Origin of the sequence: Phenylobacterium sp. (assembly GCF_035944335.1) — a bacterium.
In the GTDB taxonomy this organism is placed as follows: domain Bacteria; phylum Pseudomonadota; class Alphaproteobacteria; order Caulobacterales; family Caulobacteraceae; genus Phenylobacterium.
This window is the reverse complement of the sequence record NZ_DASZBG010000011.1, coordinates 1-23304: the sequence shown is the minus strand read 5'-3', so window position 1 is coordinate 23304 and position 23304 is coordinate 1. Positions and strand designations below refer to the sequence as shown.

The 23304-nt window shown below is 70.6% G+C and carries 26 protein-coding genes; 11 read left to right on the top strand and 15 right to left on the bottom strand.

The window, feature by feature from the left end; genetic code table 11:
• Positions 1–100 precede the first annotated feature (100 nt).
• On the top strand, positions 101–3733 hold the full coding sequence (locus tag VGT80_RS02530; protein WP_327452615.1) for a hydantoinase B/oxoprolinase family protein: 3633 nt from the start codon (positions 101–103) through the stop codon (positions 3731–3733).
• Positions 3734–3760: 27 nt separating this feature from the next.
• On the top strand, positions 3761–4378 hold the full coding sequence (locus tag VGT80_RS02525) for a hypothetical protein (RefSeq protein WP_327452614.1): 618 nt from the start codon (positions 3761–3763) through the stop codon (positions 4376–4378).
• Between the two features lie 57 nt (positions 4379–4435).
• Here the strand turns inward: VGT80_RS02525 and VGT80_RS02520 are convergent, their stop codons facing one another.
• The 4 genes from VGT80_RS02520 to VGT80_RS02505 form a co-directional block, all read right to left on the bottom strand.
• Positions 4436–5599: a pyridoxal phosphate-dependent aminotransferase gene (locus VGT80_RS02520; RefSeq protein WP_327452613.1), complete on the bottom strand. Its 1164-nt coding sequence runs from the start codon at positions 5597–5599 to the stop codon at positions 4436–4438.
• A gap of 45 nt (positions 5600–5644) precedes the next feature.
• The gene (locus VGT80_RS02515; protein WP_327452612.1) at positions 5645–7093 is read right to left on the bottom strand and encodes a PhoPQ-activated protein PqaA family protein; all 1449 of its coding nucleotides are present in this window, start codon (positions 7091–7093) and stop codon (positions 5645–5647) included.
• A 94-nt stretch (positions 7094–7187) separates the two neighbouring features.
• Positions 7188–7946 carry a polysaccharide deacetylase gene (locus tag VGT80_RS02510; RefSeq protein ID WP_327452611.1) on the bottom strand — a complete coding sequence of 253 codons (759 nt, stop codon included), beginning with the start codon at positions 7944–7946 and terminating at the stop codon, positions 7188–7190.
• Positions 7947–7950: 4 nt separating this feature from the next.
• Entirely contained in the window at positions 7951–8760 is an 810-nt protein-coding gene (locus tag VGT80_RS02505; RefSeq protein WP_327452610.1) for a glycosyltransferase family 2 protein, read from the bottom strand.
• Between the two features lie 314 nt (positions 8761–9074).
• On the opposite strand from VGT80_RS02505, the gene VGT80_RS02500 reads away from it, so the two are divergent.
• From VGT80_RS02500 to VGT80_RS02480, 5 genes are all read left to right on the top strand, one after another.
• Complete coding sequence (locus VGT80_RS02500) at positions 9075–10385, top strand: MFS transporter (protein WP_327452609.1); 1311 nt, start codon at positions 9075–9077, stop codon at positions 10383–10385.
• Positions 10386–10434: 49 nt separating this feature from the next.
• Complete coding sequence (locus VGT80_RS02495) at positions 10435–10611, top strand: hypothetical protein (RefSeq protein ID WP_327452608.1); 177 nt, start codon at positions 10435–10437, stop codon at positions 10609–10611.
• A 71-nt stretch (positions 10612–10682) separates the two neighbouring features.
• Positions 10683–11198 (top strand): MarR family winged helix-turn-helix transcriptional regulator, encoded by a 516-nt coding sequence (locus VGT80_RS02490; protein ID WP_327452607.1) that lies wholly within the window; start codon positions 10683–10685, stop codon positions 11196–11198.
• Positions 11170–12885, top strand: coding sequence for a carboxylesterase/lipase family protein (locus tag VGT80_RS02485; protein ID WP_327452606.1), 1716 nt, complete (start codon positions 11170–11172; stop codon positions 12883–12885). The genes VGT80_RS02490 and VGT80_RS02485 overlap by 29 nt, the downstream gene beginning before the upstream one ends.
• A gap of 32 nt (positions 12886–12917) precedes the next feature.
• On the top strand, positions 12918–13985 hold the full coding sequence (locus VGT80_RS02480) for a hypothetical protein (protein ID WP_327452605.1): 1068 nt from the start codon (positions 12918–12920) through the stop codon (positions 13983–13985).
• A 30-nt stretch (positions 13986–14015) separates the two neighbouring features.
• Here the strand turns inward: VGT80_RS02480 and VGT80_RS02475 are convergent, their stop codons facing one another.
• The 3 genes from VGT80_RS02475 to VGT80_RS02465 all read right to left on the bottom strand — a co-directional run bounded on the left by VGT80_RS02475 (position 14016) and on the right by VGT80_RS02465 (position 17052).
• A complete protein-coding gene (locus VGT80_RS02475; RefSeq protein WP_327452603.1) occupies positions 14016–14792 on the bottom strand; it encodes an acyl-CoA thioesterase domain-containing protein in 777 nt (258 codons plus the stop codon).
• Between the two features lie 47 nt (positions 14793–14839).
• Entirely contained in the window at positions 14840–16261 is a 1422-nt protein-coding gene (locus tag VGT80_RS02470) for an MFS transporter (RefSeq protein ID WP_327452601.1), read from the bottom strand.
• A gap of 86 nt (positions 16262–16347) precedes the next feature.
• Entirely contained in the window at positions 16348–17052 is a 705-nt protein-coding gene (locus tag VGT80_RS02465) for a Crp/Fnr family transcriptional regulator (protein ID WP_327452599.1), read from the bottom strand.
• Positions 17053–17205: 153 nt separating this feature from the next.
• Between VGT80_RS02465 and VGT80_RS02460 the strand changes: the two genes are divergently transcribed.
• Positions 17206–17391: a hypothetical protein gene (locus VGT80_RS02460; RefSeq protein ID WP_327452597.1), complete on the top strand. Its 186-nt coding sequence runs from the start codon at positions 17206–17208 to the stop codon at positions 17389–17391.
• A gap of 82 nt (positions 17392–17473) precedes the next feature.
• Positions 17474–17758, top strand: coding sequence for a hypothetical protein (locus VGT80_RS02455; RefSeq protein ID WP_327452595.1), 285 nt, complete (start codon positions 17474–17476; stop codon positions 17756–17758).
• A gap of 60 nt (positions 17759–17818) precedes the next feature.
• Here the strand turns inward: VGT80_RS02455 and VGT80_RS02450 are convergent, their stop codons facing one another.
• Positions 17819–17995 carry a hypothetical protein gene (locus VGT80_RS02450; protein WP_327452593.1) on the bottom strand — a complete coding sequence of 59 codons (177 nt, stop codon included), beginning with the start codon at positions 17993–17995 and terminating at the stop codon, positions 17819–17821.
• Between the two features lie 207 nt (positions 17996–18202).
• Between VGT80_RS02450 and VGT80_RS02445 the strand changes: the two genes are divergently transcribed.
• Positions 18203–18901 carry a pirin family protein gene (locus tag VGT80_RS02445; RefSeq protein ID WP_327452591.1) on the top strand — a complete coding sequence of 233 codons (699 nt, stop codon included), beginning with the start codon at positions 18203–18205 and terminating at the stop codon, positions 18899–18901.
• On the opposite strand, the gene VGT80_RS02440 is transcribed toward VGT80_RS02445, so the two are convergent.
• The 3 genes from VGT80_RS02440 to VGT80_RS02430 all read right to left on the bottom strand — a co-directional run bounded on the left by VGT80_RS02440 (position 18898) and on the right by VGT80_RS02430 (position 20082).
• The gene (locus VGT80_RS02440; protein ID WP_327452589.1) at positions 18898–19380 is read right to left on the bottom strand and encodes a cupin domain-containing protein; all 483 of its coding nucleotides are present in this window, start codon (positions 19378–19380) and stop codon (positions 18898–18900) included. The two genes, VGT80_RS02445 and VGT80_RS02440, sit on opposite strands and share 4 nt — an antisense overlap.
• A 108-nt stretch (positions 19381–19488) precedes the next feature.
• Entirely contained in the window at positions 19489–19698 is a 210-nt protein-coding gene (locus VGT80_RS02435) for a hypothetical protein (protein WP_327452587.1), read from the bottom strand.
• A 129-nt stretch (positions 19699–19827) separates the two neighbouring features.
• Positions 19828–20082: a DUF3297 family protein gene (locus VGT80_RS02430; protein ID WP_327452585.1), complete on the bottom strand. Its 255-nt coding sequence runs from the start codon at positions 20080–20082 to the stop codon at positions 19828–19830.
• 134 nt (positions 20083–20216) lie between these two features.
• On the opposite strand from VGT80_RS02430, the gene VGT80_RS02425 reads away from it, so the two are divergent.
• Positions 20217–21314 (top strand): hypothetical protein, encoded by a 1098-nt coding sequence (locus tag VGT80_RS02425; RefSeq protein WP_327452583.1) that lies wholly within the window; start codon positions 20217–20219, stop codon positions 21312–21314.
• 3 nt (positions 21315–21317) lie between these two features.
• On the opposite strand, the gene VGT80_RS02420 is transcribed toward VGT80_RS02425, so the two are convergent.
• The 4 genes from VGT80_RS02420 to VGT80_RS02405 all read right to left on the bottom strand — a co-directional run.
• Entirely contained in the window at positions 21318–21650 is a 333-nt protein-coding gene (locus VGT80_RS02420; protein WP_327452581.1) for a hypothetical protein, read from the bottom strand.
• Complete coding sequence (locus tag VGT80_RS02415; protein ID WP_327452579.1) at positions 21647–22021, bottom strand: hypothetical protein; 375 nt, start codon at positions 22019–22021, stop codon at positions 21647–21649. Before VGT80_RS02415 ends, VGT80_RS02420 begins: the two co-directional genes overlap by 4 nt.
• 122 nt (positions 22022–22143) lie before the next feature.
• A complete protein-coding gene (locus VGT80_RS02410; RefSeq protein WP_327452577.1) occupies positions 22144–22875 on the bottom strand; it encodes a Crp/Fnr family transcriptional regulator in 732 nt (243 codons plus the stop codon).
• 93 nt (positions 22876–22968) lie between these two features.
• Positions 22969–23304: Crp/Fnr family transcriptional regulator (locus VGT80_RS02405; protein ID WP_327452575.1), on the bottom strand; the 336-nt coding region annotated here is incomplete at its 5' end.

Sequence of the window (23304 nt, the reverse complement as noted above, 5' to 3'; positions counted from 1 at the left end):
TTCTGCGGGACGTTAAGTTTTGGACAGGCGGTGGCGTTTCTGGATCGCCAAATGGGGCGACGCCAGCGACGTGACGGAGCGTGGCGTCTAGGTGACCGACGTGAGCACACGATACCAATTCTGGATCGACAGGGGCGGCACCTTCACCGACGTGATCGGCCATGCCTCCGACGGCGCTGAGACCTCGCTGAAGCTGCTCTCCGCCTCGCCCGCCTATGACGACGCCGCGGTCGAGGCCATGCGCCGGATCCTGGGGGCTCAGCCGGGCGAACGGTTCCCGGCGGCCCGGGTCGAGGCCATCAAGATGGGCACGACGGTCGCCACCAACGCGCTCCTGGAGCGCGCCGGCGCCAGGACGCTGTTCGTCACCACCAAAGGCTTCGCCGACGCGTTGGTCATCGGCGACCAGGCGCGCCCGGACCTGTTCGCGCTGAACATCGCCCGTCCGCCGCCGCTCTATGCAGGAGTGATCGAGGCCCATGAACGTCTGGACGCGGCCGGCGGCGTGGTTATTCCGCTCGACGAGGCGGACCTGCTCGCCAAGCTGAAGGCCGCCGTCGCGCAAGGCTACGAGGCCGCCGCCATCGCTTTCCTGCATTCGGACCTCTCCGGCGACCACGAGCGCGCAGCGGGCGAGCTGGCCCGCGCCGCCGGTTTCAAGTTCGTCGCCATGAGCCACGAGGTTTCACCGCTCCCCCGCTTTATTCCGCGCGCCGAGACGACGGTGGCCGACGCCTATCTGACGCCCGTGCTGCAGGCCTATGTGCGCCGGGTCGCCGAGGCCGTCGAGGGCGCGCCGCTGTTCTTCATGACCTCGGCCGGCGGCCTGGTCCGCGCCGAGGCGTTCCGCGGCAAGGACGCCGTGGTCTCCGGCCCGGCCGGCGGCGTGGTGGGCGTGGCCCGCAGCGCCGAGCAGGCGAAGGCGCCGGCCGCGCTCGGCTTCGACATGGGCGGCACCTCAACCGATGTCTGCCGCTACGCCGGGCGGCTGGAACGCCGCGACCAGGCCCGGGTGGCCGGCGTCAAGCTGCGCTCGCCCATGCTCGACGTGGAGACCGTGGCGGCCGGCGGCGGCTCGATCCTCACCTTCGACGGCGACCGCGCCCGGGCCGGCCCGACGAGCGCCGGCGCCGATCCGGGCCCCGCCGCCTATGGCCGCGGCGGCCCCGCCACGGTCACCGACGCCAACCTGTTGCTCGGCCGCCTCGATCCGCGCTTCTTCCCCGACGTGTTCGGGCCGGGCGGCGATCAGCCCCTCGACCCCGCCGCCGCCCGCGCGCGCCTGGCCGGGCTCGCGGAGGCCATGGGTCTCGACGTCGAAGCCGCCGCCGAGGGCTTCCTCGCCGTGGCTGTGGAACAGATGGCCCAGGCCGTGCGCCGCATCTCCACCGAGCGCGGCTTCGATCCGCGCGAGCACGCGCTGGTGGCCTTCGGCGGCGCCGCCGGCCAGGTCGCCTGCCAGACCGCCGAGGCCTTGGGCGTCTCCGACATCCTCTGTCCCCGCTATGGCAGCGTGCTCTCCGCCTGGGGCATCGGCCAGGCCCAGGTCACGGCGCTGCGCCAATCCGGCCTCGAAGCCGGCCTCGACGCCGCCGGCCTCCAGCGCGCGCAAGCCCTCCTTGCCGAGGTCGAGGCGCAAGCCCGCGCCGCCCTGGCGGACCAGGGCGCCGAGCCCTCGGAGCTGCGCCGCACCCTGCGCCTGCGCTACGACGGCGCCGACGCCGAACTGCCCGTGGCGCTGGCCGACCTGGCGACGCTGCGGGTCGACTTCGAGACCGCCCACCGCCGCCTGTTCGGCTTCATCGAAGCGGACCGGCCGGTGCTCATCGCGACGGTCGAGGTGGAGGCGCTGGCGCAACCTTCTCCCCTTGCGGGAGAACGTGGCCCGCGGGGCGGCTCGGAAGAGGGGTCGCGCCGCACGCGCCGAGGAACCCCTCATCCGGAAACCTTCGGCCGCCACCTTCTCCCGCAGCGGGAGAAGGAGACCGTGAAGATGTACGCCGCGGGCCAATGGCGTGACGCGCCGATCGTGCAGGCTGACGGCCTGACGGAGATCGACGGCCCGGCCCTGATCGTCCGCCTCGACACCCAGATCGCCCTGATGCCCGGCTGGCGCGCGGCCGCCGAGCCCGATGGCCTCATCCGCCTCACCCGCATCGCCGCGGCCCGAACCGCCGCCATCGCCCTGGACCGCCCCGACCCTGTCACCCTTGAGCTCTTCAACCGCCGTTTCATGGGGGTCGCCGAGGCCATGGGCGCGGCGCTGGAACGCACCGCCCACTCGGTGAACATCAAGGAGCGCCTCGACTTCTCCTGCGCCCTGTTCGACGCCGGCGGCGGGCTGGTGGCCAACGCCCCGCACATGCCGGTGCACCTGGGCTCCATGGGCGCCAGCGTCCGCGCCGTGCGCGACCGCCACCCGCAGCTGAAGCCCGGCGACGCCTACGCGCTCAACAATCCCTACGCCGGCGGCACCCACCTGCCGGACATCACGGTCGTCATGCCGGTGTTCATGAATCCGGCCGACGCCGAGGCCAGCTTCTATGTCGCGGCCCGCGGCCACCACGCCGACGTGGGCGGCGTCCAGCCGGGCTCCATGCCGCCCTTTTCGAAGACCATCGACGAGGAAGGCGTCCTGCTCGACGCCTTGCCGATCATGCGCGACGGCGCCTTCCTGGAGGCCGACGCTCGCGCCGCCCTGCTGTCCGGCCCCTATCCCTGCCGCAGCCCCGACCAGAACCTTGCCGACCTGAAGGCCCAGATCGCCGCCTGCCAGGCCGGCGCCGCGGCGGTCTCGGAGATGATCCGCAGCTACGGAAATGACGCCGTCGCCAGCTACATGACCTTCGTGCAGCAGAACGCCGCCAGCGCCGTGCGCCGCGCCATCGGCCGGCTCCGCGACGGCCACGCCCGCGTGCCCATGGATGGCGGCGGCGAGATCGTGGTGACCACCACTGTGGATGCCGCGCGGGGCGAGGCGACCCTCGACTTCACCGCCTCGGCCGGCCAGCTGGCGACCAATTTCAACGCTCCCTCGGCCATCGTCGACGCCGCGGCGCTCTACGTCTTCCGCACCCTGGTGGACGACGACATTCCGCTGAACGCCGGCTGCCTGGAGCCGCTGAAGATCCTGACGCGGCAAGGTTCGATGCTCGACCCGCGCCCGCCCGCCGCCGTCGTCGCCGGCAATGTCGAGACCAGCCAGCATGTGGTCGACGCCCTCTATGCCGCGCTCGGCGTCATGGCCAACAGCCAGGGCACCATGAGCAACTTCACCTTCGGCGACGAGAGCCGGCAGTACTACGAGACCATCTGCGGCGGCGCGGGCGGGACCGCCACCCAGGCCGGCGAGAGCGCCGTCCACACCCACATGACCAATTCGCGCCTCACCGATCCCGAGATCCTCGAGCGGCGCTTCCCCGTGCGCCTCGAGGCGTTCGGCGTGCGGCCGGGCTCCGGCGGGGCAGGCGAGCATCGCGGCGGCGACGGGGCCGTGCGCCGCCTCCGCTTCCTTGCGCCCATGCAGGCGGCCTTGCTGTCATCGCGCCGCGACCACGCGCCCCAGGGCCTGGCCGGCGGCGGACCCGGGCTTCCGGGGGCTCAGCGTTTGATCGCGCTCGACGGCTCGGTTACGAAGCTGCAAGGCTGCTTCTCGGTTCGGGTGGCGGCCGGCGAGGTCATCGAGATCGAAACCCCGGGGGGCGGTGGATTCGGCCCGGCGGCCCAAGCCTGATCCTAGGTTCCAGAGGTCCTATTCCGCATGTCGCTTGCCCTCGTCCTTGCCCTGTTCTTCCAAGGCCAGCCTGCCGCGGCCGAAGCCCCGGCGACCCCGGCCGCGGCCGCCGCTGAGGTCCCGCCGCCAACCGCGCCCGAAGCCTCATGGCCGGCCGGCGCGCCGCGCGACGACTACCAGTTGGTCGCGTGGTGCTATGGCGCCCTGCGCGGCTACGTCGACCTGCACGACACGGTGATGCCCGAGGTCACCCGCATCGAGACCGCCTTCCGGCCGCCGGGCCGCAAGCTGGAGGACGACCTCAAGGTCTATGACGAGCTGCAGCAACAGGCGCGCGTTGACCTGAAGCGCTTCCAGGCCGCCATGACCGCCGCAGAGAGGGCCAGCCTGCAGCCGATCAACACCCTCGGGGCCAGCGCCGTCGCCAAGGGCCACGCGGTCTGGAACGGCGGCCCCCAGGTCACCAAAGCGCGGCTCGCCCAGGAGTGGATGAGCTGGACGCTGCCGGCCCGTTGCCCGGCCACCGCCGACCAGCTGGCCGCCCGCGCCCGCCTCATGGGGCCGGCCTTCAAGGTCAACGCCGAGGACGACGCCCCGCCGGCTCAAAAGCTGGCCGATCCGGCCCCGGCCGACGCTCCTAAATAACAACTAGCGTCATGGCCGGGCTTGTCCCGGCCACCCAGAAGCGCTGGCCTCGAAACCCTATCTCTTGAGGAACCCCGCCAGCCGCTCCAGGCCCGCGGCGTTCTTCTCCGGGCGGTGGGCGAAGCACCAGCGCAGCCAGCCCTCGCCCTCGTCGCCGAACGCCGCGCCGGGCGCCAGGCCCAGGGCCACGCCGGCGATCAGCTGCCTGGCGAGCGCCAGCGAGTCCGTGCAGCCCTCGATGCGGAAGAAGGCGTACATGCCGCCCTCCGGCTCCGGGGCCTCGACGCCGGGCATATCGCGCAGCGCGCCCAGCACCTGGTCGCGCGAGGCCCGGAGCTCGGCCCTGAGCGCCGCGACGCTTTCCTCGCCCCGGCTCAAGGCGGCGACGGCGCCGGTCTGGATGAAGTCCGGCGCGCAGGAGGTGTTGTACTCCACCACCACCCCCATGGCCTCGACCAGGCTCGGCGGCAGCACCATCCAGCCCAGCCGCCAGCCGGTCATCCGCCAAGCCTTGGAGAAGGTGTTGGTGCTGATCACCCGCTCGCCCTCGTCGGCAAGCGGCAGGAACGACGGGGCAGAGGTCCCCTCCCCGAAGATCAGCCGCTCATAGACGTCGTCGGCGATCAGCCAGATGCCGTACTTGCGGCAGCGCTCCAGGATCGCCGCGCGGTCCTGCGCCGGCAGGGTCCAGCCGGTCGGATTGTTCGGCGAGTTGAGGAACAGCGCCTTCGTGTCCGGCGTCAGGGCGTCCATCAGCCGGTCGAGGTCGAGCCGCCAGCGGCCCTGCGCCCGCTCCAGCGCCACGGTGGTCATGCGCGCCGACAGGATGCGCGGGATCTCCACCACATTGGGCCAGATGGGAGCTGTCACCACCACCTTGTCGCCCGGCGAGATCACCGCCTGCGACACCAGCATCAGGGCGTTGACCCCGGAATTGGCGATCACCAGCCGCTCGGTCCCGATCGCCCGCCCGTGCAGCGTCGTCAGATAGGCCGAAAGCGCCTCGCGCAGGTCGGCCCGCCCGAGGTTCGGCGTGTAATAGGTCTGGCCGTCCAGCAGCGCCTGGGCCGTCGCCTCGCGGATGAAGGCCGGCGTCGGCTGGTCGGACTCGCCGACCCAGAAGGCCAGGATGTCCTGGCGGCCCATGCCGGCGTTGGCGATCTCGCGGATCTTCGAGGCGCGAAGCGACAGCACCTCCGGACGGGCGATGGATTCGAACATCCCGCGTTTAGAGCAGCGCGCCCGCGCCGAGGCTAGCCCGCCGACTCAGCGGGAATTCAGCGCCTCGGCCGCCGGCTTCCACTTGGCGTCCGGCGCGATGATCGGGCGGGCGTCCTTCCATCTGTAGGGATAGACGTCGGGCTTCACATAGACCTCGGTGGTGAACTTGAACGGGTATTTGGTCCCGCTCGGATAGAGCACCTCCAGGAAGTAGGCGGTGAAGCCTTCCTTCGGCTTTGGCACGTTGCCGCGGAAGGTCCCGTCCGGCTGCGGGGCCAGCGTGGTCGAGGTGAACGCCTTGCCGATGGTGTCGACGCGGAAGTCGCGGGCCTTCGGATCTGTCCCCTGCCAGAGATAGACCTCCATCGGCTTGACCGACGAATGCAGCACGATCGCTCCGTCCTTGCCGATGGACCACGAATAGTTCGGGATCGGTGTGTGGTTCAGCACCGCGGCGTAGAAGGCCGTCATGCTCTCGTTGATGTCGGTGCCGGCGGTCGAGTGCTTGGAGTTGGGGATCATCCGCAGGCGCTTCACCTGCGGCAGCAGGTGGTAGCCGAACTTGGTGTTGTCCGGCGGGAAGTACTCATCGCCCACCGCGTTGATCACGTACTTGGGCATCTTCATCGACGGCCGGTCGCGGTAGTTCAGCGGGTCCTCGATGGTGTTGACCGCCGCCAGCCCCGGCTTGCCGATCATGTTCGGGATCAGGCCGTTCTCCACATAGTCCTTCAGGGCCGGCGAGAAGTAGCCCATCGCCTCCCAGTGGTGCTTGGCCGTGGCGTCCACATCCAGCACGTTGATGACGATCGGGATGATGGCCACGACGCGCCTGTCCAGCGCCCCCACCAGCCAGGTGGTCCAGGCCCGCTTGGAGCCGCCGGAGACCACGAAGTGGTCGAGCGTAATCTTCCCCCCGGCGTCGCTCGCCAGGTACTGCTGCACCGCCGTCATCGCCGCCGTGCCGCTCTTCACCATCGGCAGGCGCAGCAAGTCCATCGGATTGCGGTCCTTGGCGAACTTCGCCTGCTGGTAGGCGATGATCTCGTCCTCGACGCGCGGCTTCGGATCCTCGCTGAAACGCAGCGGCTGGTTGGGCACATCGTCCAGCTCGGAGACCACGGAGTTGGTCTCCACCGCCATCTTGGCGAAGCGGTCCGTCGCCTTGCCCGGCGCCGGGTCGTCATTCTTGCCGCCGGTGATGAACAGGAAGCCGGTCCGGTGTTCGACCTTGTCGGGCACGATCACCGTCAGCCAGTGCTTCCAGACCGTGTGGTCCACCTGCTTGGGCGTCAGCCAGGTCTGGGAGGTCAGCTCCAGCACCGCGCCGTGATAGCCGGGGCCGGACACCTGGCCCGCCACCTTCCAGCCGAAGCTCGGATCGGGCTTGGCCACATAGGCGTCCAGCGCGTTCTTCGGATTGGCCAGCGCCACAGGCGCGGTCGCCAGCATCAGGGTCGCCGCCGCGGCGCCCAGCCACTTCAGGATACGCATCGTCGCAAAGCCTCCCGAGGACCTGTCCCGGTCCTTTGGGCGGAAGATGACACAGGCCTCTGCGCCTTGTCTCCCCTGCGCCCGTGCGGCTACGTCAGGCCGTCAGCAGCTCGCCGGCCACCAGGGCGTCGATCCCGGTCCATTCGAACGCCGCCCGGGCGCGGCTCCAGGCCAGGAATTGCGCCAGAAAGGCCCACGCCGCCTCGTCCTGCGCCAGGTGATGGGTCAAGAGCCCGATCGGCGCATCCCAGCGGCCCTCGCGCCGGCGCAGGGCGAGCGCGGCCCTGAGGTCGGCCTGGAACCGGCCCCGGCCGCGGAACCGCGGGCCGTCGCGCCAGCGCATCAGGTCGATATGGGTGTCGATCCGGAACGGCCGCGCCGCGGGGCTGAGCTCGCCCCACCCCGACAGGCCGACGAAACCGCAGGATCTGAGCGCCGCCGGCAGGGCCGGGTGGATGTCGTTCCAGGGCGGCGCGAAGGCCGGGAACAGGCCCGGGAGCCCGCGCAGCGCCGCCCAGCCCGCGCGCAAGGCGTGGATGATGTCTTCGCGCGTCGCCTCCGTCGCGAACTCACCGGCTGCGGGCCCGTCGCGATGGCTGCAGTGGGTCACGCCATGCTGGATCACCCGCACATCGGCCCGGCCGGCCAGCAGCGGGGCCAGCCGCTGCGGTTGGGAATCCGGGATCACCGCCAGCGTCAGCGGCGCCGAATGGGCATCCGCCAGGGCCAGCAGGCGGCGCAGCGCCCGGCTCGGCGCGCGGGCGTCGTCGTCGCGCCACCACAGCCGCGCACGCCGGCCCGCCTGGGCCCAGCGGCGCAGCTCCAGCTCCAGCAGAAGGCGTTGGATCGCCACGCGCTCAGCTCGCGGTGTGCAGCAGGCTCTCGGCCCGCGGCGTCTCCGCCGCGCGCCGCCGCCGCGCGTCCAGCAGTTCCTTGGCGCGCAGGTGCGACAGCACCGGATAGAGCCCGGCCATCAGCGCGATCAGGAAGCCCAGGTCGCCCTCCGTGCGGCCCTGGCGGCCCACGTAGCACTTCCAAAACCGCCGGAAGCCGCGGAACACATTGTCCCACAGCCGTCCCGGATCGCCCCGGTCAGCCAGGTCCGCCGCGCGCAGGGCGGTGTAACGGTTCAGCCGGTCGACCATGTCGCCGATGTCCTCGTCGACGTCGTGGCGGATGGGGGTCGTCAGCGTGCCGGCGAAGCGCCCGTCGAAGCTCACGCCGGGGTGCACCCGTTCGGCCTTCCAGCGCTTGACGCCGTTGCGATAGAGCCTTGCCGCCGAGCTGGTGCCGAAGGCCCCGCCCCAGCCACGTCGCACCAGCCGTCCGCCAACGTAGTTGTCGATGGGCGCCTGGAACCAGTCGCCGTTCGCCGCGGCGACGGCCGCCCGCACCTCGGCCAGGAACTCCCCATCCAGGCGCTCGTCGGCGTCCACCTCTATCACCCAGTCGCCGGAGCAGGCGGCGAGGCCTGCCTCCTTGCGCTGGTTCTCCAGCGGGAAGATGCCCTCGATGACCACGGCGCCCGACGACCGCGCGATCTCGGCGGTGCGGTCGTGGCAGCGGTCGGCCACGACGATCAGCTCGTCGCAGCCCGCCAGGCTGCGCAGGCACTCGCTCAGCCGCGCCTCTTCGTTGCGTGCGCAGACCAGCGCCGAAACCCGCATCGCAAACCCCCTAAGCCCCTGTTTCCCCTGGGCCCTTGCTGGGATGACGGCACGCTCGCGGATTCACCGCAGTTGGGGGCCATCGGTGGCCCGCGGCGGCCGCTGAACATTGCAGGTGAGGTGGCGTTCCCGTGACACCGTCATCATGTATGGGGGCCCGTCCCTGATCGCGTGGCGTCTGCGCGCGCATCCCTCGCCAGTCGTCGGAGGACGCGGCTAGGGACGGGTTCCCCACCCCATCCCGCCTCGGATCCCGGCCCCTTCCGCTCCGCGCCGCCTCCGCCTAACCTGCCGCCTGCCATGGGGGATCGTGGATGACAGCTCAGGTCGAGGCGCCGCCGGTGCTGGCGGACGCGCAGCCCCTGCCGGCCGGCGAACGGCTGGTGCTGCTGGGCTTCTCCGGCGTCCCCTTGACCCTGTTCAACTTCGCCGCCCCCTACCTGCCGCTGATCGCCGTGCCGCTGCTGTTCTTCTTCAAGAACCGCCTGCACATGACCGCCTCGCAGACCGCGATGTTCGCCCTGATCACCTCGATCCCGCTCTACCTTGGCTTCGTCTTCGGCTTCATCCGCGACCGCTGGAGCCCGTTCGGCCTCGGCGACCGCGGCCACCTCATGGTGTTCGGCCTGATCACCGCGGCGCTCTATCTGGGCCTCGCGATCCTGCCGCCCACCTATCCGGTGTTGCTGGTGGGCGGGCTGCTGGTCACTGCCGCCATCCAGTTCGTCTATGGCGCGGCCAACGGGCTCGCCAGCACCATCGGCCGCCGCCACGCCATGACCGGCCAGATGTCGACCGCCATGAATCTGGCGAGCGCGCTTCCCACCGCGACCGCCTTCCTGCTGGGCGGCGTGCTGAGCAGCGCGCTGGAACGCGGCGACGCCAGTCATGCCGCGCGCACCCTGTTCCTGACAGGGGCGGCCCTGATGATCGCCATCGCCGCCTTCGGGGCCGTCGCGCCCAGGTGGATGTTCGAGGAAGGCCGCAGCGAGCCCCAGACCCGCACCCCGGTCGCCGACCTTGCGCGCCTGGCCCGCAGCTGGCCGGTCTATCCGGCGCTCGTGATCCAGCTCATGTGGCAGTTCGGTCCGGCCGCCGGCTCGGCGCTGCAGTACCATCTGTCGGGCGACCTGCACGCCACCGACGCCCAGGTGGGCGCCTTCTTCGCGGTGTTCTACGGGGGCTTCATCCCGGTCTATGTGCTCTACGGCTTCCTTGCCCAGCGGTTCAGCCTCACCGTCCTGATGTGGGTGGGCGCGATCCTCGCCGTGCCGCAGATGGCGCCGCTGCTGTTCATCAAGGACCCCGGCCTCGCGGTGTGGGCCGGCCTGCCCATGGGCATCCTCGGCGGCATCGGCCAGGTGGCCTTCATGGACCTCGCCATGCGCGCCTGCCCCAAGGGGCTGGAGGGCACCATGATGATGCTCCTGTGGTCCTGCTACTGGATCTCCTACCGGCTGGGCGACCTGTGGGGCGGCGACCTCTACGACCACCACGGCGGCTTCACGGTGGCGATCTGGGCGACCATCGGCGTCTATGCCCTGATCCTGCCGATCCTGTTGCTGGTGCCGCGGCGCATCACCGATGGCGTCGATGCGCACGCGCCGTCTGAGCGGCCGGCTTGACCCCGGCCCCGACTGGACGGACCCTCGGGCCTGAGTTGGGGAGGCGGCAATGCTCGACATCTTGAAGTTCGTGCTGGGCGACATGTGGCGGTTCATCGGCACGGTCATCCTGATGGGTGTCCTCTTCGACGGGCTTGTCGCGCTGATCGTCGCCATCCGCGGCGCCGACTCCGCCACTGTCGCCGGTCGGGCGCGCCGCAGGGTCATGGGCGGGCCGCAGGCCTGAACCGGGTTCGTTGACAACGGCTCAGCTTGGGCGGAATTGTTCGGTTCCCGAACAATCGTCAGGGCCGGACGGTGGCCAGCTTCTTCGCCAAGACCGACCTCGCGGGCCGCCTGCAGCGGCTGGTCTTCCGGCTGAACCGTGAGCTGCGCCTGGAGTTCGCCGAACTCGGCGTCACCGGCGCCGACGCCGCGGTGCTGTTCGACCTGCGCCGCCGGCCGGGCTGCGGCGTCACCGAGCTCGCCGCCATGTCCGAGGTTGGGCGCTCGGTGATGAGCGAACGGATCAAGCGCCTGGAGGCCGCGGGCCTGGTGGAGCGCGACGCTGGCCCGCGCACCGACCGCCGCCGCGTCGGCCTCAGCGTCACGCGGGCCGGCCTCTCGGTGATGGTCCGCATCGCCCGCGAGCGCCGCAATCGCCTGGCGGTGCGGCTGGACCGGCTGGACGAGGCTCAGCGCCACGCCATCGAAGCCGCCATCAGCGCGCTCGAGCGGCTGCCGGACTGGAAGAGCGCCGCCGAAATGGCCGGCCAGCAGACACTAGGGACTGGGGAGGACGATCATGGACCAAGGAAAGCCCAATCGGCGTGAGGTGATGGCCCTGACCGCGGGAGCCGCCGTGCTGTCCGCCGCAAGCGCCAAGGCCGCCGCGAAGACCTCAGCCGGCAAGCCTCGCGCTGCCCGGCGCAGCGCGCCCGGCCAGGCCGAGACCGGCCCCGGCGCGCCGATCCCGACGCCGGTCGTCAAGACCCGCTCCGGACCCGTGCAGGGCCTCATCGAGGACCGGGTGCACAGCTTCAAGGGCCTGCCCTACGGCGCCCCGCCGATCGGCAAGCTGCGTTTCATGCCGCCGCAACCGCCGGCGCCGTGGACCGACACCTATGACGCCTCGGACTTCGGCGCGCCCGCCATGCAACTCGCCGGCGGCACCAGCGTCGTCGCGAACAATGACTTCAGCTTCCAGATGCACCGGGTGTTCAACACGCCCTCCGAACTGAAGGTGATGAACGAGGACTGCCTCTATCTGAACGTCTGGACCCCCTCGCCCGACCGCAAGAAGCGCCCGGTGATGGTCTGGATCCATGGCGGCGGCTTCGCCTATGGCTCGGGCTCCCAGCCGATCTACCAGTGCGACGGCCTGGCGCGCCGCTACGACGTGGTGGCCGTCAGCCTGAACCACCGGCTGAACGTCTTCGGCTACCTCAACCTCGCCGAGGCCATGGGCCCCGACTACGCGACCTCCGGCACGGTCGGCATGCAGGACCTGGTGCTGGCCCTGCGCTGGATCCACGACAACATCGAGGCGTTCGGCGGCGACCCCGACAACGTCATGATCATGGGCCAGTCGGGCGGCGGGGCGAAGGTCTCGACCCTGCTGGCCATGCCCTCGGCCAAGGGCCTGTTCCACAAGGCCGCCATCCAGAGCGGCCCGGGCCTGGCGCTCGGCCGTCCGGGACCCGCCGCGGCGGGCGCGAAGAAGCTGCTGGATGCGCTCGGCGTGAAGCCCGGCGACCGCGCCGCGCTGGAGGCGGTCCCCGCCCCGATGTTCCTCGAGGCGGTGGGCAAGCTCGGCGGCGGCTTCGCCGGCCCGGGCTCCGGCCCGATCGTCGACGGCTCGGTGATCCCGCGCGATCCGTTCACGCCGGACGCGCCTGCGGTCTCGGCCGACGTGCCGATCCTGGTGGGCTGGGCCAAGGACGAAATGACCATCTTCACCGCCGGCGAGCCCTGGTTCGGGACCATGACCGAGGCCGACCTGCAGGCGCGGATCAAGCCGTTCGGCGAGAAGGGCCAGCAGTTGCTGGCCGCGCTCCGCCGCGCCTATCCGCACTATTCGCCGACCTATCTGTGGGTGCAGATGACCTCGACGGGCCTCGGCCTCGGCGGCTCCGAGACGCTCGCCGAACGCAAGGCCGCGCAAGGCCGCGCGCCGGCCTATGTCTACATGGTCAGCTGGGAGACCCCGGCCGGCGGGGCGATCTTCAAGAGCCCGCACACCATCGAGATCCCCTTCATGCTGTGGTCCTTCGACAAGGTCCGCGCCTATGTCGGCCCGGGCCCTGAGCCGCGGCACATGGCCGAGCAGATCGGCGGCGCCTGGGTCGCCTTCGCCCGCACCGGCAAGCCCGACCATCCGGGCATCCCGCACTGGCCCGCGTTCAACGCCCAGACGCGGCCGGTGATGGACTTCAACGTCAAGAGCCGCGTGGTCGACGATCCGCTGTCCGAGGTCCGCAAGGTCCTCGCCTCCGGGCCGCCCATGGCCATTCGCCGCTGATCCACGACAAGAAACGATCGGGAGAGACCGCCATGACCTTCAGACCCCTGCTCGCCGCCGCCGCCGCGCTCGCCGCGCTGGCCAGCTTCAGCGCCGCCCACGCCAAGGACGTCCTGGGCGTCGCCTGCGCCAGCCCGCCGCCCGCCCACTGCAACGGCGACGCCTGCGCCACCGACGGCTCGCTCGCCAACCTGGGCAACGCCACCGATCCCAAGACCGGCCGCAAGTTCTTCCTCGACTATCCCTGCGACCTGAAGCCCGGCGAAAAGGTCATCTTCCTGCTCAACATCCATGGCGCGGGCTCCATCGGGAACTGGCAGCGCCACTACTTCCCGGCCATGGACTACAAGGAGAAGTACCGCCTGGTGGTGGCCACGCCCACCGCCGCCACCTCGCCGGTCCGCGTGGCCGGCCAGCCCGGCGTGCGCGTCTGGGTCCCCGACGCCGACGACGCCCATCTGCAGAACATCACCGATCTGGTGTTCGACGCCTTCGGCCGGCGCAACATCAAGTCGTTCTGGCTGGTCGGTCACAGCCAGGGCGGGGCGACCTCTCACCGGATCGTCTGTTCCGACTATTTCAAGGACAAGGTGGACGGCCTGCTGTCGCTGTCCGGCGGCCGCGTCGGCCGCGCCGAGATCAACCCGCGCTTCGGCCCGCCGATGCCCGATGGCTCGCCGCCTCCGCCGCGCCAGATGCCGGCGGCCATGAACCCCAACGCCACGCCGGCCTGCGAATTCAGCCACATCTTCGAGACCGGCGAGCATGAGATCGTCTCCCTGCCCGCCACCTCGCCCCTGGCCGAGCGCTTCGGCTGCGCCGCCCGCGTCGAGAAGACCGAGGTCGTCGACGACCGGCCGGGCTACGTCTGGGACTACGCCCGCCAGGGCTATCCGGTCTGGGGGATGAAGGCGCGGCCCGGCAAGGCGCACGTCTTCGTCTATCCGAACTGCAAGGGCGGCCGGCTCGTCGCCGACGTGGTGCGCCTCGACAAGGGCCACACCGAGGGCCTCGAGCCGCATGTCACCGACGCCATCCTCAAGCTCATCGCCTCCGCCCCCGGCGGCAAGGCGCAGCGCGTTCAGACGGCCAGCCGGTAACTACCCGCCCTGCGCAGCGGGGAAGCAAAGCTACGCCTGCCGCTTCTGCGCCAGGGCGCAGCAGCTCGCCGATCCGATCGGGCCCTCGATGTCGTAGAGCCGGCACTGGCCGAACGCCACGCCCGCGGTATCGCCGTGGTCGGTGACCTCGAAGCCCACCCACTCACCCACGGGCTCGCGGTGCAGGTACACCGTCACGTCGGAGTTGATGTACTTCAGCCCCGCATCGCCGGCGTTGGACGCCGGGCTCGCGAAGTCCGCAGCCACCGCCACCCGCACGAACGGCGTCAGCGGCCGGCCCTCGACCAGTTCGCGCACCTCGCTCATCCACATGCGCTTCTGGCCCACGGTCCCGAAGCCGCCGGTGATCGGCCGCGTGGCCCACATGCCGGCCATCAGGTTGTCGCGCGGCGGGGGCGGGGCGATGTCCTCCGGCTTCGGGACCTCCCAGGACGGCGGCTTCCACACCGTCCCCTCCGGCCGCTCGGTCTTGCGCAGCAGCTGGCAGGTCGCGCGCCCGGCGCTTACGCCGGCGGAGATGAACTCCGCGTCGATGACCTTGATCCGGTAGCCCTCGCGCACCACCCGCGTCACCACCTCGACCGGCGAAAGGTCCGGCAGGCGGTACATGTCGACGGTCAGTCGCGCGGGGATGAAATCCGGGTCGCCGTGCCGGCGCTCGATCTCGGCGCCCAGCAGGCCCGCGATCACCCGGCCGTGCAGGGAGTTCGGGTTCCACGGGCCGCGAGCGGATGGGGTGGGGACGTAACGGTCCCCGTCGAGGGTGAAGAATGGCGGATTGGACATCGGCCGAGCTATGCCGAATCCGCCGCGCCGCGCCTAGTCCCTTGGCCCTAGGCCCCGGCGGCGGCCTCGGCCGCGGCGGCCGCATCGGCGATGTGCTCGCCGTCGATGCCCAGCGCCGCCTCCGCGTCGCGCGTCTCCAGGGCCAGACGGATCTCCGCGTGTCGGTCGGCGGTGAGCCGCCAGCCAATCATGCAGGCCGCCCCCAGCACCACGAAGGCGATCGGCCCGGAGACGAAGGTCAGCCCCAGGCTGCGGATCGCCTCGGGCGAATTGGCCAGGCCCAGCTTCGGCTGGTAGCCCAGCCGCTGCAGCAGCGGGAAGGTCAGGCCGATGGCGAAGGCGTTGGCGAGCTTCGCGGCCAGCGTATAGAGCGCGTAGATCAGGCTCGTACGCTCCTTGCCCTCCTCCAGCCGCACCTCGTCGGAGACGTCGGCCAGCATCGAGCGGATGGTCATGTCGAAGCCCGCGCCGAAGAAGCCGCACCACAGCATCACCGGCGCCGTGGCCAGCACCACCCCCTTGGGCGGCAGCAGCACCGTGAGCAGGCCCAGGGAATAGGCCGCCGCCACCACCATGATCGTCCGGTGCTTGCCGATCCTTTGGGCGAGCTTGGCTGTCGCGGGCGCGCCCCCCAGCCCGGCGGCGATATAGAGGACCAGCAGCTCCGAGGCCTGGGCCGTGGTGAAGTGCATGTAGTCCTTGGTGAAGAAGATGAAGAGCGAGCTCATCCAGCCGGGACCCAGCGTCATGGCGAATTGCGCCGCATAGAGCCGAAGCAGGTCCGTCTTCTTCAGGATCGAGGGGAAGTCGGCCAGCCGCATGGGCTCGCGCCGGTGGTTGGGATTGACCGTCTCCGGCGTCGCCAGAACCGTCACCCCGATGCTCAGGGGCGTGGCGATCACCAGGTACCAGCCCATGGCGTGCACCGCGCTCAGGTCGGCGCCCATCAGGCCCGCGACCACCGGGATCACCAGCACCGAGACGATCGAGGCGATCGCCACCGCCGCCATGATGCCGTAGATTCGCGACCGCTCGTCGTAGCCGCGCGCCAGCGATGCGCCCCACGCCGGGTGCGCCAGCGACAGGATCGACAGCGCCACATAGAGCACCAGCAGCCAGCCCACGAGATAGACCTGGGTGATGCCCACCGGCGCGAAGAACAGCATCCACAGGCCCAGCATGAAGATCGGCGCGGCGGCCACCATCCACGGCCGGTAGCGGCCGAACGGGGTGCGCGTGCTGTCCATCAATATGCCCAGCAGCGGGTCGACCACGATGTCGATCACCCGAACCAGCGCCCAGGATCCCCCGACCACCGCCAGCGGCACGCCAAGCTGGCTGGTCAGGTGCGGCGGCAGGAAGATCAGGAACGCCGTCCCGGCGGCCGCCACCGGCAGCCCCGCCAGGCCGAACAGGATCGCCCGCCACAGGGAGATGCGCTCCGTCGCCCCGGATGTGCCGCCTGCCACCTGCATCCTCCCAGATCGCCGGACTGAACGCCGGCGCTTGTCAAATGAGGCGCTCAGACTTGGCCCGGTTCAAGGCCTCCGTTAGGTCAATGGCGCAGGCGGTCGCTCAGCATCATCGCCACCCCGCGCTGGATGGCGGCGTAGCACTCGCAGGCGCAATGCTCGAGGGCGGGGCGGTCGAGCACCCGGATCCTGCCGCGCGAATAGGCGATCAGCCCGCGCGCCTGCAGCTGCGAGGCGACCGCGGTCACTGTGGTGCGCTGCACGCCCAGCATGATCGCCAGGTGCTCCTGGGTGAGCGGCAATATATCTCCGCCCAGGCGATCCTGGGTTAGCAGCAGCCACCGGCAAAGCCGCTGCTCGGCCCGGTGCAGGCTGTTGCAGGCGGTGGATTGGGCGGCCTGCAGCAGCGAGGCCTGGGCGTGGCGCACGATCGCCTCGCGCAGCGCCGCGCTGGCGTCCGCCGCCTCGCGCAGCGCCGGCAGGGTGGCTCGCCAGGCCCGGCCGCCGACCTGGCAGATGGTCCGCTCGTAGCTGATCGGCGAACCGATGGCGTGCAACAGGCCGTACCCGCCTTCGCGGCCGATGGTGCGGCTCTCCACGAGGCCGCCGTCCTCCATCACGGTGAGAACCGAGAGGATGCAGTCGCGCGGCAGATAGACGAAACTCACCGGCCGCCCCGCCTCGTCGAGCAGCTGGTTGCGCTCCATCCCGACCTCGCTCAGGCCCGGTTCAAGCCGCGCCATGTCCTTGGGATCGAGGCTATTCAGGAAGTGGTTGTCCCAGGGCATAGGCCTACACAACGCAGACCGTCGGTCTTCGCTTCCCGACCACCTCATTTGACTGTTCCGCGGGCGGCGGTCCCTTGCCTCGCTATGTCGGAATTTAGGCAGACGGGGTCCCGTGGACGCGCTTACTTGCGGTTGCGACGGGGGGATGCGCACTTGGAATTGCTGCTGTACGGCCTGAACGAGGCCGGGGAGCCGGCGTTCGCGGAGCGGCTGCAGCCGCACCAGCGGCACGAGCTGCGAGCGCTCGCCACCGAGCACCTGACCCGCTGCCACGCCGTCGAGGTCTGGGAGGGTCCCACCTGCATCCTGCGCCTGCGCCGCGGCGGCGCTCCGGACTAAGTCGCCCCATTTGCTGGTCTTTTTGGATCGAACCTGCGGCTCAGCCGTTCTTGAGCCACACCCACAACGGCAAGGACACCGGATGGCGCGCGTCCGAAAGCAACTTCCCGCCCACTTGGGCGCCGGTCAGCTACGCTGTCGCGGCTACAAAGGATCGGTCGACTACGAGATCCTCGGGGAGCCGTCGAGCCTGCGCCCGGGGCCCGCGCGCCTGCGCGGCTCGCTGATGGCGGCCCCGGAGGTCGCCGAACAGGCGTTCCGCGACGGCGATGGCGAACTTACGCTGGAGACCGGCGAGACCTTCCGCATCACGATGCTTGGCCACTCCGCCGGTAGCGGCGTCGCCTACTTCGAGATGCGGGTCTAACCTCCCACCGAGATTTCGGATTTCGGCGGCGGCGCCTGGCCGCCAACGCTCTTGATGGGTCTAGTCGCGCGCCTCGTAGCGGACGCGCAGCGACACCGCGTCGGGCCCCGGCTCGACGTCGCGCAGGCGCGCGGCCACATGTTCGAGCGCCTGATCCTGCTCGGCGAAACGCGCCAGCTCGGCGCCATCGCTCTGCACGATCCACTCGCCCGCCGCCTGGATGACTTCGTATTTCATACTGCCCCACTCAATGGAGCGTGGAGTACCGGCCCAGGGTTAATGCAACAAGAGCGGGTGTTCCGGCCATCCGCTACCGGATGTCGCATCTTGACCCATTTTGTGTCCGGCCGGCCGGGTTCTTTCCCGGACGGAAACAGTCTCTTCCCGACCGCCTGGCTGTGCCGCGGTTCCGCCGCGCCTATCTTCATGGCCGAGGAGATACCTATGATCGACAAACGACCCTTCGCGGGCCTGGGCGGCGCCGACCACGGGTGGCTCAAGGCCAAGCACCATTTCTCGTTCGCGGGCTACCATGATCCCAAGCGCATGGGCTGGGGGTCTTTGCGCGTCTGGAACGACGACCAGATCGCCGCCCAGTCCGGTTTCCCGCCGCACCCTCACGCCGACATGGAGATCATCACCTATGTCCGGGCCGGCGCGATCACCCACCAGGACAGCCTGGGCAACAAGGGCCGCACCGAGGCCGGCGACGTCCAGGTTATGAGCGCCGGCTCCGGCATCCGCCACGCCGAGTACAACCTCGAACCCGACGAGACCCGGATCTTCCAGATCTGGATCGAGCCGTCGACGACCGGCGGGGCGCCCACCTGGGGCGCCAAACCCTTCCCCAAGGACGATCGCGCGGGCCGCTTCGTGACGCTGGCCTCCGGCCGCCCGGGCGACGACGACGCCCTGCCGATCCGCACCGACGCCCGCGTGCTCGGGGCGACCATCAGAGCCGGGGAGACGCTCGACTATCCGCTGAGCCCCGATCGCCACGCCTATCTGGTGCCGGCGGCCGGCGCCGTGGAGGTCAACGGCGTCCGCCTGGACGCCCGCGACGGCGCGGCCATAACCGGCGAGACGGGCCTGTCCGTCCGCGCCCTGGAAGACGCCGAGGTGGTTCTGGTCGATGCGGCCTAGGGGTGGCGGTGGATCGGGTCGATCCAGGCGACGCCCTCGGGTTTCTCCGCGGGCTCGATGTCGAGGTTGACCACCACCGCGTCTGAATCGGAGCGCACCAGCACGCAGCTCAGCGGCTCCTCGCTCGAGGCGTTGATCTCCTGGTGCGGGACGTAGGGCGGCACATGGATGAAGTCACCGGGCCCGGCCTCGGCGGTGAACTCCAGCCGCTCGCCCCAGCGCATCCGGGCCCGGCCGCTGACCACATAGATCACACTTTCCAGCGGTCCGTGGTGGTGGGCGCCGGTCTTGGCGTTGGCATGGATGTGCACCGTCCCGGCCCACAGCTTCTGGGCGCCGGCCCGCGCCCGGTCGATCGCCGTGGCGCGATGCATGCCCGGCGTCTGGGCGGTGTTGTCGTCCAGCTGGTCGCCGGGGATCACCTTGACGCCGGAATGCTTCCAGCCGTCGGCGGGCGTGGCGGGTGGCTTGTCGCTCATCGGCCAAGCTGACGCCGAAAGCCGGGGCAGCGCAACTGAGCCTCGGCTCAGAGCGACAGCCAGCGAAAGTGGCGGCCACTTTTGCGTCCGGCTGCGCGTAGAGAAAAATCAGTGTAGTTCCGGCGGCTCGATGATTTCCTCGGCCCAGTCGCCGGCCGGGTCCTGGATCAGGACGTAGCGCGGCTCGAGGTCGACGACGGCGAAGTCGCCGACCGCCAGCAAGGCCTCCGCCTGGCTCCGGAAGCTCCCCAGCTCCGCGTCGTCCTCGTCCATCAGCATCCAGAGCCCGTGGCGGGCCACGACGGTCAGGTCACTCATCGACAATGTCCCCAGCCCGACGCGACATGCGCGCCAACCCGCCACCGTTTTGTCATCGAACGCCGGTTCGTGGCCCTATGTCGGCTCGTCGCACCGGCTGCGGCGCATTCGCGCAGCCAAGCCGCCCGCTCAGGCGGGGCCCTCGGCCTCGTCGCGGAAATAGGGCTCCACCGTCCCCTGCAGCTTCAGGGTCAGGGCCTGGCCGCGGCGGTCCTTTGCGGCGCCGGCCACCACGCGCACCCAGCCCTCGGACACGCAGTATTCGTCGACGTTGGTCTTTTCCTGGCCCTTGAAACGGATGCCCACGCCGCGCGCTAGGGCGGCCTCGTCATAGAAGGGGCTGGACGGATCTACGGAAAGGCGGTCGGGCGGTGCGTCGCTCATGGAGGGCGGTTAGCCCTGCCCGGCTCCTGTTTCAAGCGCGCAACCATCGCAGCGTTGTCACGGGCCCGTCGCGGGCGGTAACCTTCGCCGCATAACCAAGAAACGTCTGCGCGGCGCGCGCAGGGAGGAAACCCGTGAAGTCCACAGCCATCTCGCTCATGGCGCTGGCCGCCGCGCTCGGCGCCTTCGCCGCCGCCCCCGCCGTCGCTCAACCGGGCGTCGCCCAATCTTCGGCGACCAGGACGGCCCAGGCCTATCACGCGCCGAAGAACGCCTTCGGCCAGCCGGACCTGGAAGGCGTGTGGACCAACGCCACCCTGACCAGGCTCGAGCGCGATCCGAAGTACGGCGCGAACCTCGTCATGCCGTCGACGGACGCCCAGGCGGTGGAGAAGGAGAACTCCAAGTTCATCGCCGAGGCCAACAAGCCCACCGATCCCAAGGTCAAGACCACCGACCTGCCCTACGACTGCGGGCGCGGGTTCAAGGGCAGCGATTGCGGCTACAACTTCGCCTGGACCGATCCCGGCACCGAGGTCATGGCCGTGGCCGGCCAGAAGCGAACCTCGATCATCGTCGAGCCGGCCAATGGCCAGCTGCCGCCGCTGACGCCGGAGGGCAAGAAGCGCCTCGCCGCCCGCTTCCAGCGCAGCGCCTTCGACGGCCCCGAGGCCCGCTCGCTTGGCGAGCGGTGCATCCTGTCGTTCGGCTCGGCCGCCGGCCCGCCGATGCTGCCGCTGCTCTACAACAACAATTACCAGATCTTCCAGACCCGGGACGCGGTGACCATCGTCGTGGAGATGGTGCACGACACCCGCATCATCCGCCTCAACACCGGCCACCTGCCGGCCAAGATGAAGCAATGGATGGGCGACAGCGTCGGCCACTGGGAGGGCGACACCCTGGTCGTCGAAACCACCAACATGCGGCCCGAGCAGGGCTTCCGCGGGGCCGGCGGCGACACCAAGGTCGTCGAGCGGTTCACCCGCATCGGCCCGCGCCAGATTCTCTACCGCTTCACCGTGGACGATCCGGAGGTCTACACCGCGCCCTTCACCGGCGAGGTGGCGCTGAACGCCTCCAAGGGCCCGATCTACGAATACGCCTGCCACGAGGGCAACTACGCCATGCCCGGCATCCTGGCCGGCGCGCGCGAGCTGGAGAAGCAGGGACGCGATCCCGGCGCCGGCCCCCGCGACGCCTCTGGCGCCCCAGCCGCGGAAGGGCAGTAGGGCTCAGCGGCAGCCCTCGATAACCCGCTCCAGCAGGGCCAGGCGGCGACTGCGCAGGATCCGTCCCGCCGCCAGCAACTGGTAGCGGTCGGCGGCCCCGCCGGCGTCGCGCAGCGCGGTCTCGCTGTCCGGATATTTCGGCGGCGGCGGCAAGGTCTTGGGCACGCAGGCGGTCTTCACCGGGACCTTGACCACCACCTCGCGGGGGACCGCCGCGGGCGGCGCGGGCGCGGCCGCCAGGGCCTGGACCGGCGCCGGCGTCTTCGGCGCGGTGGCGCAGGCGCTGAGCAGCAGCACCGCCCCGACCGCGACCTCGATCCCTGTCCGCCGGCTCATTTGGCGTGCAGCGAGGCCAACACCGCCTGGTCGGCGGCTTCCATGCGGGCGCAGACGTCGAAGCCGGCAGGCCCCCGGGTCGCAAGCTGCGCAGCCACCGCATCGCCGCTCGCCGCCACGCGGGTGATCGCGCCCGGCGTCGGGGCCGGCGCCGCGGCCTGGGCGCGGCAGCTCGACACCTGCGCGCGCCAATAGAGGCTGGTCTGCTCGTTGCGGGCGGCCAGGGCCGCGACCTGGGCTTTCAACTGCGATTGCCGGCGCGCCGCCTGGCTGGTCGACACGGCAAGCGCAATGCCGAGCACGACGGCCAATGACAAGGCCGCCGGGCCCGCGGCCGGGCTCGTCAGGGCTTTCGAAAGGGGCGCAGGCATGGCGCGATCCCTTGGATTTGGATGTGTCGCCGAGCCGACACAGCGCAGCTTGATGAACAACGCTGAAGCTTGCTGGATTGATCCGTCCCACCCGACATTTGGGCGGCGGGATCCGGCCGCCGCTAGGTCGCCGCGCTGCGCATGTGCAGGTAGGTCGGGTCGAACTCGCCGGCCGCCTGCAGCCCCGGCCAGTCGTGGACGATCAGCTCGCCGCCCCGGAACGACAGCAATCCGTCGCCGCGCAGCGCCTGCAGGACCCGGTTGGTGTGCACCACCGACAGGCCGAGCGAGTCGCTCAGGTGCGTCTGGGTGATGGGGAAGCGGCAGCGGTTGTTCTCCACCAGCCCCACGGCGCTCAGCCGCGCGTACATCTCGCAGAACAGGTGGGCGATCCGCGCATAGGCCGTGCGGCGGCCCATGCCGACCATCCATTCGCGGGCGACGGCGTTCTCCACCATCTCGCTGCGCCACAGGGCCCGCGCGATCGCCGGGTGGGCGTCCAGCAGGGCCTCCATCGCGGCGTGCGGAATGAAGCCCACCTCCGCGCGGCCCAGCGCCGAGACGCCGTGGTCCATGGCCAGCAGCAGCCCCTCGATGTCGCAGACCTCGCCGGGCACATAGAACGACATGATCTGCCGGCGCCCGTCGCGCAGCGTCTTGTGCCGGAACGCCAGGCCGGAGATCAGCAGCCGGCACTGCAAGGGGGCGTCGCCCTCGACGATGATGTCTTCGCCGGCCTCGAACCGGCGCCGCGCCACGGGCAGGGCCTCAGCCGCCGCCCGATCCGCATCGGACAGCGGTCCGTAGAGTTCGAGGTATTCGACGAATCGCCCGACCACCCAGCTTTCGAACACGCTCCCGCGTCGCGCCGAATTAACTAGGTTAAACGCCGTCCCGTCGCCGGGTCAGCATGGCGGCCGGGCGGACCCAGCTTCATCGGTCCACCATCAGGCCAGGTGAAGATAGCGCGGGTCGAACCCGCCGGCCTGCGCCAGCGCCGGCCAGTCCGGGACGCCCAGGAACCGCCCCCGGGATTTGATCAGCCCCTCGCGGCGAAGGTCCTGCAGCACCCGGTTCACGTGCACCGAGGACAGCCCGAGGGCATCGGCGATCTCCGCCTGGGTGATCGGCAGCTCGAAGCCGCCGCCGTTGGCCAGGCCGACGGCCTTGAGCCGCAGGTGGATCTCGCAGATCAGGTGGGCGATCCGCTGGTGGGCGGTCCTGCGCCCGACGCCGGTCAGCCATTCGCGGAAGATCGCCGCGTCGATCAGGGTGTCGCGCCA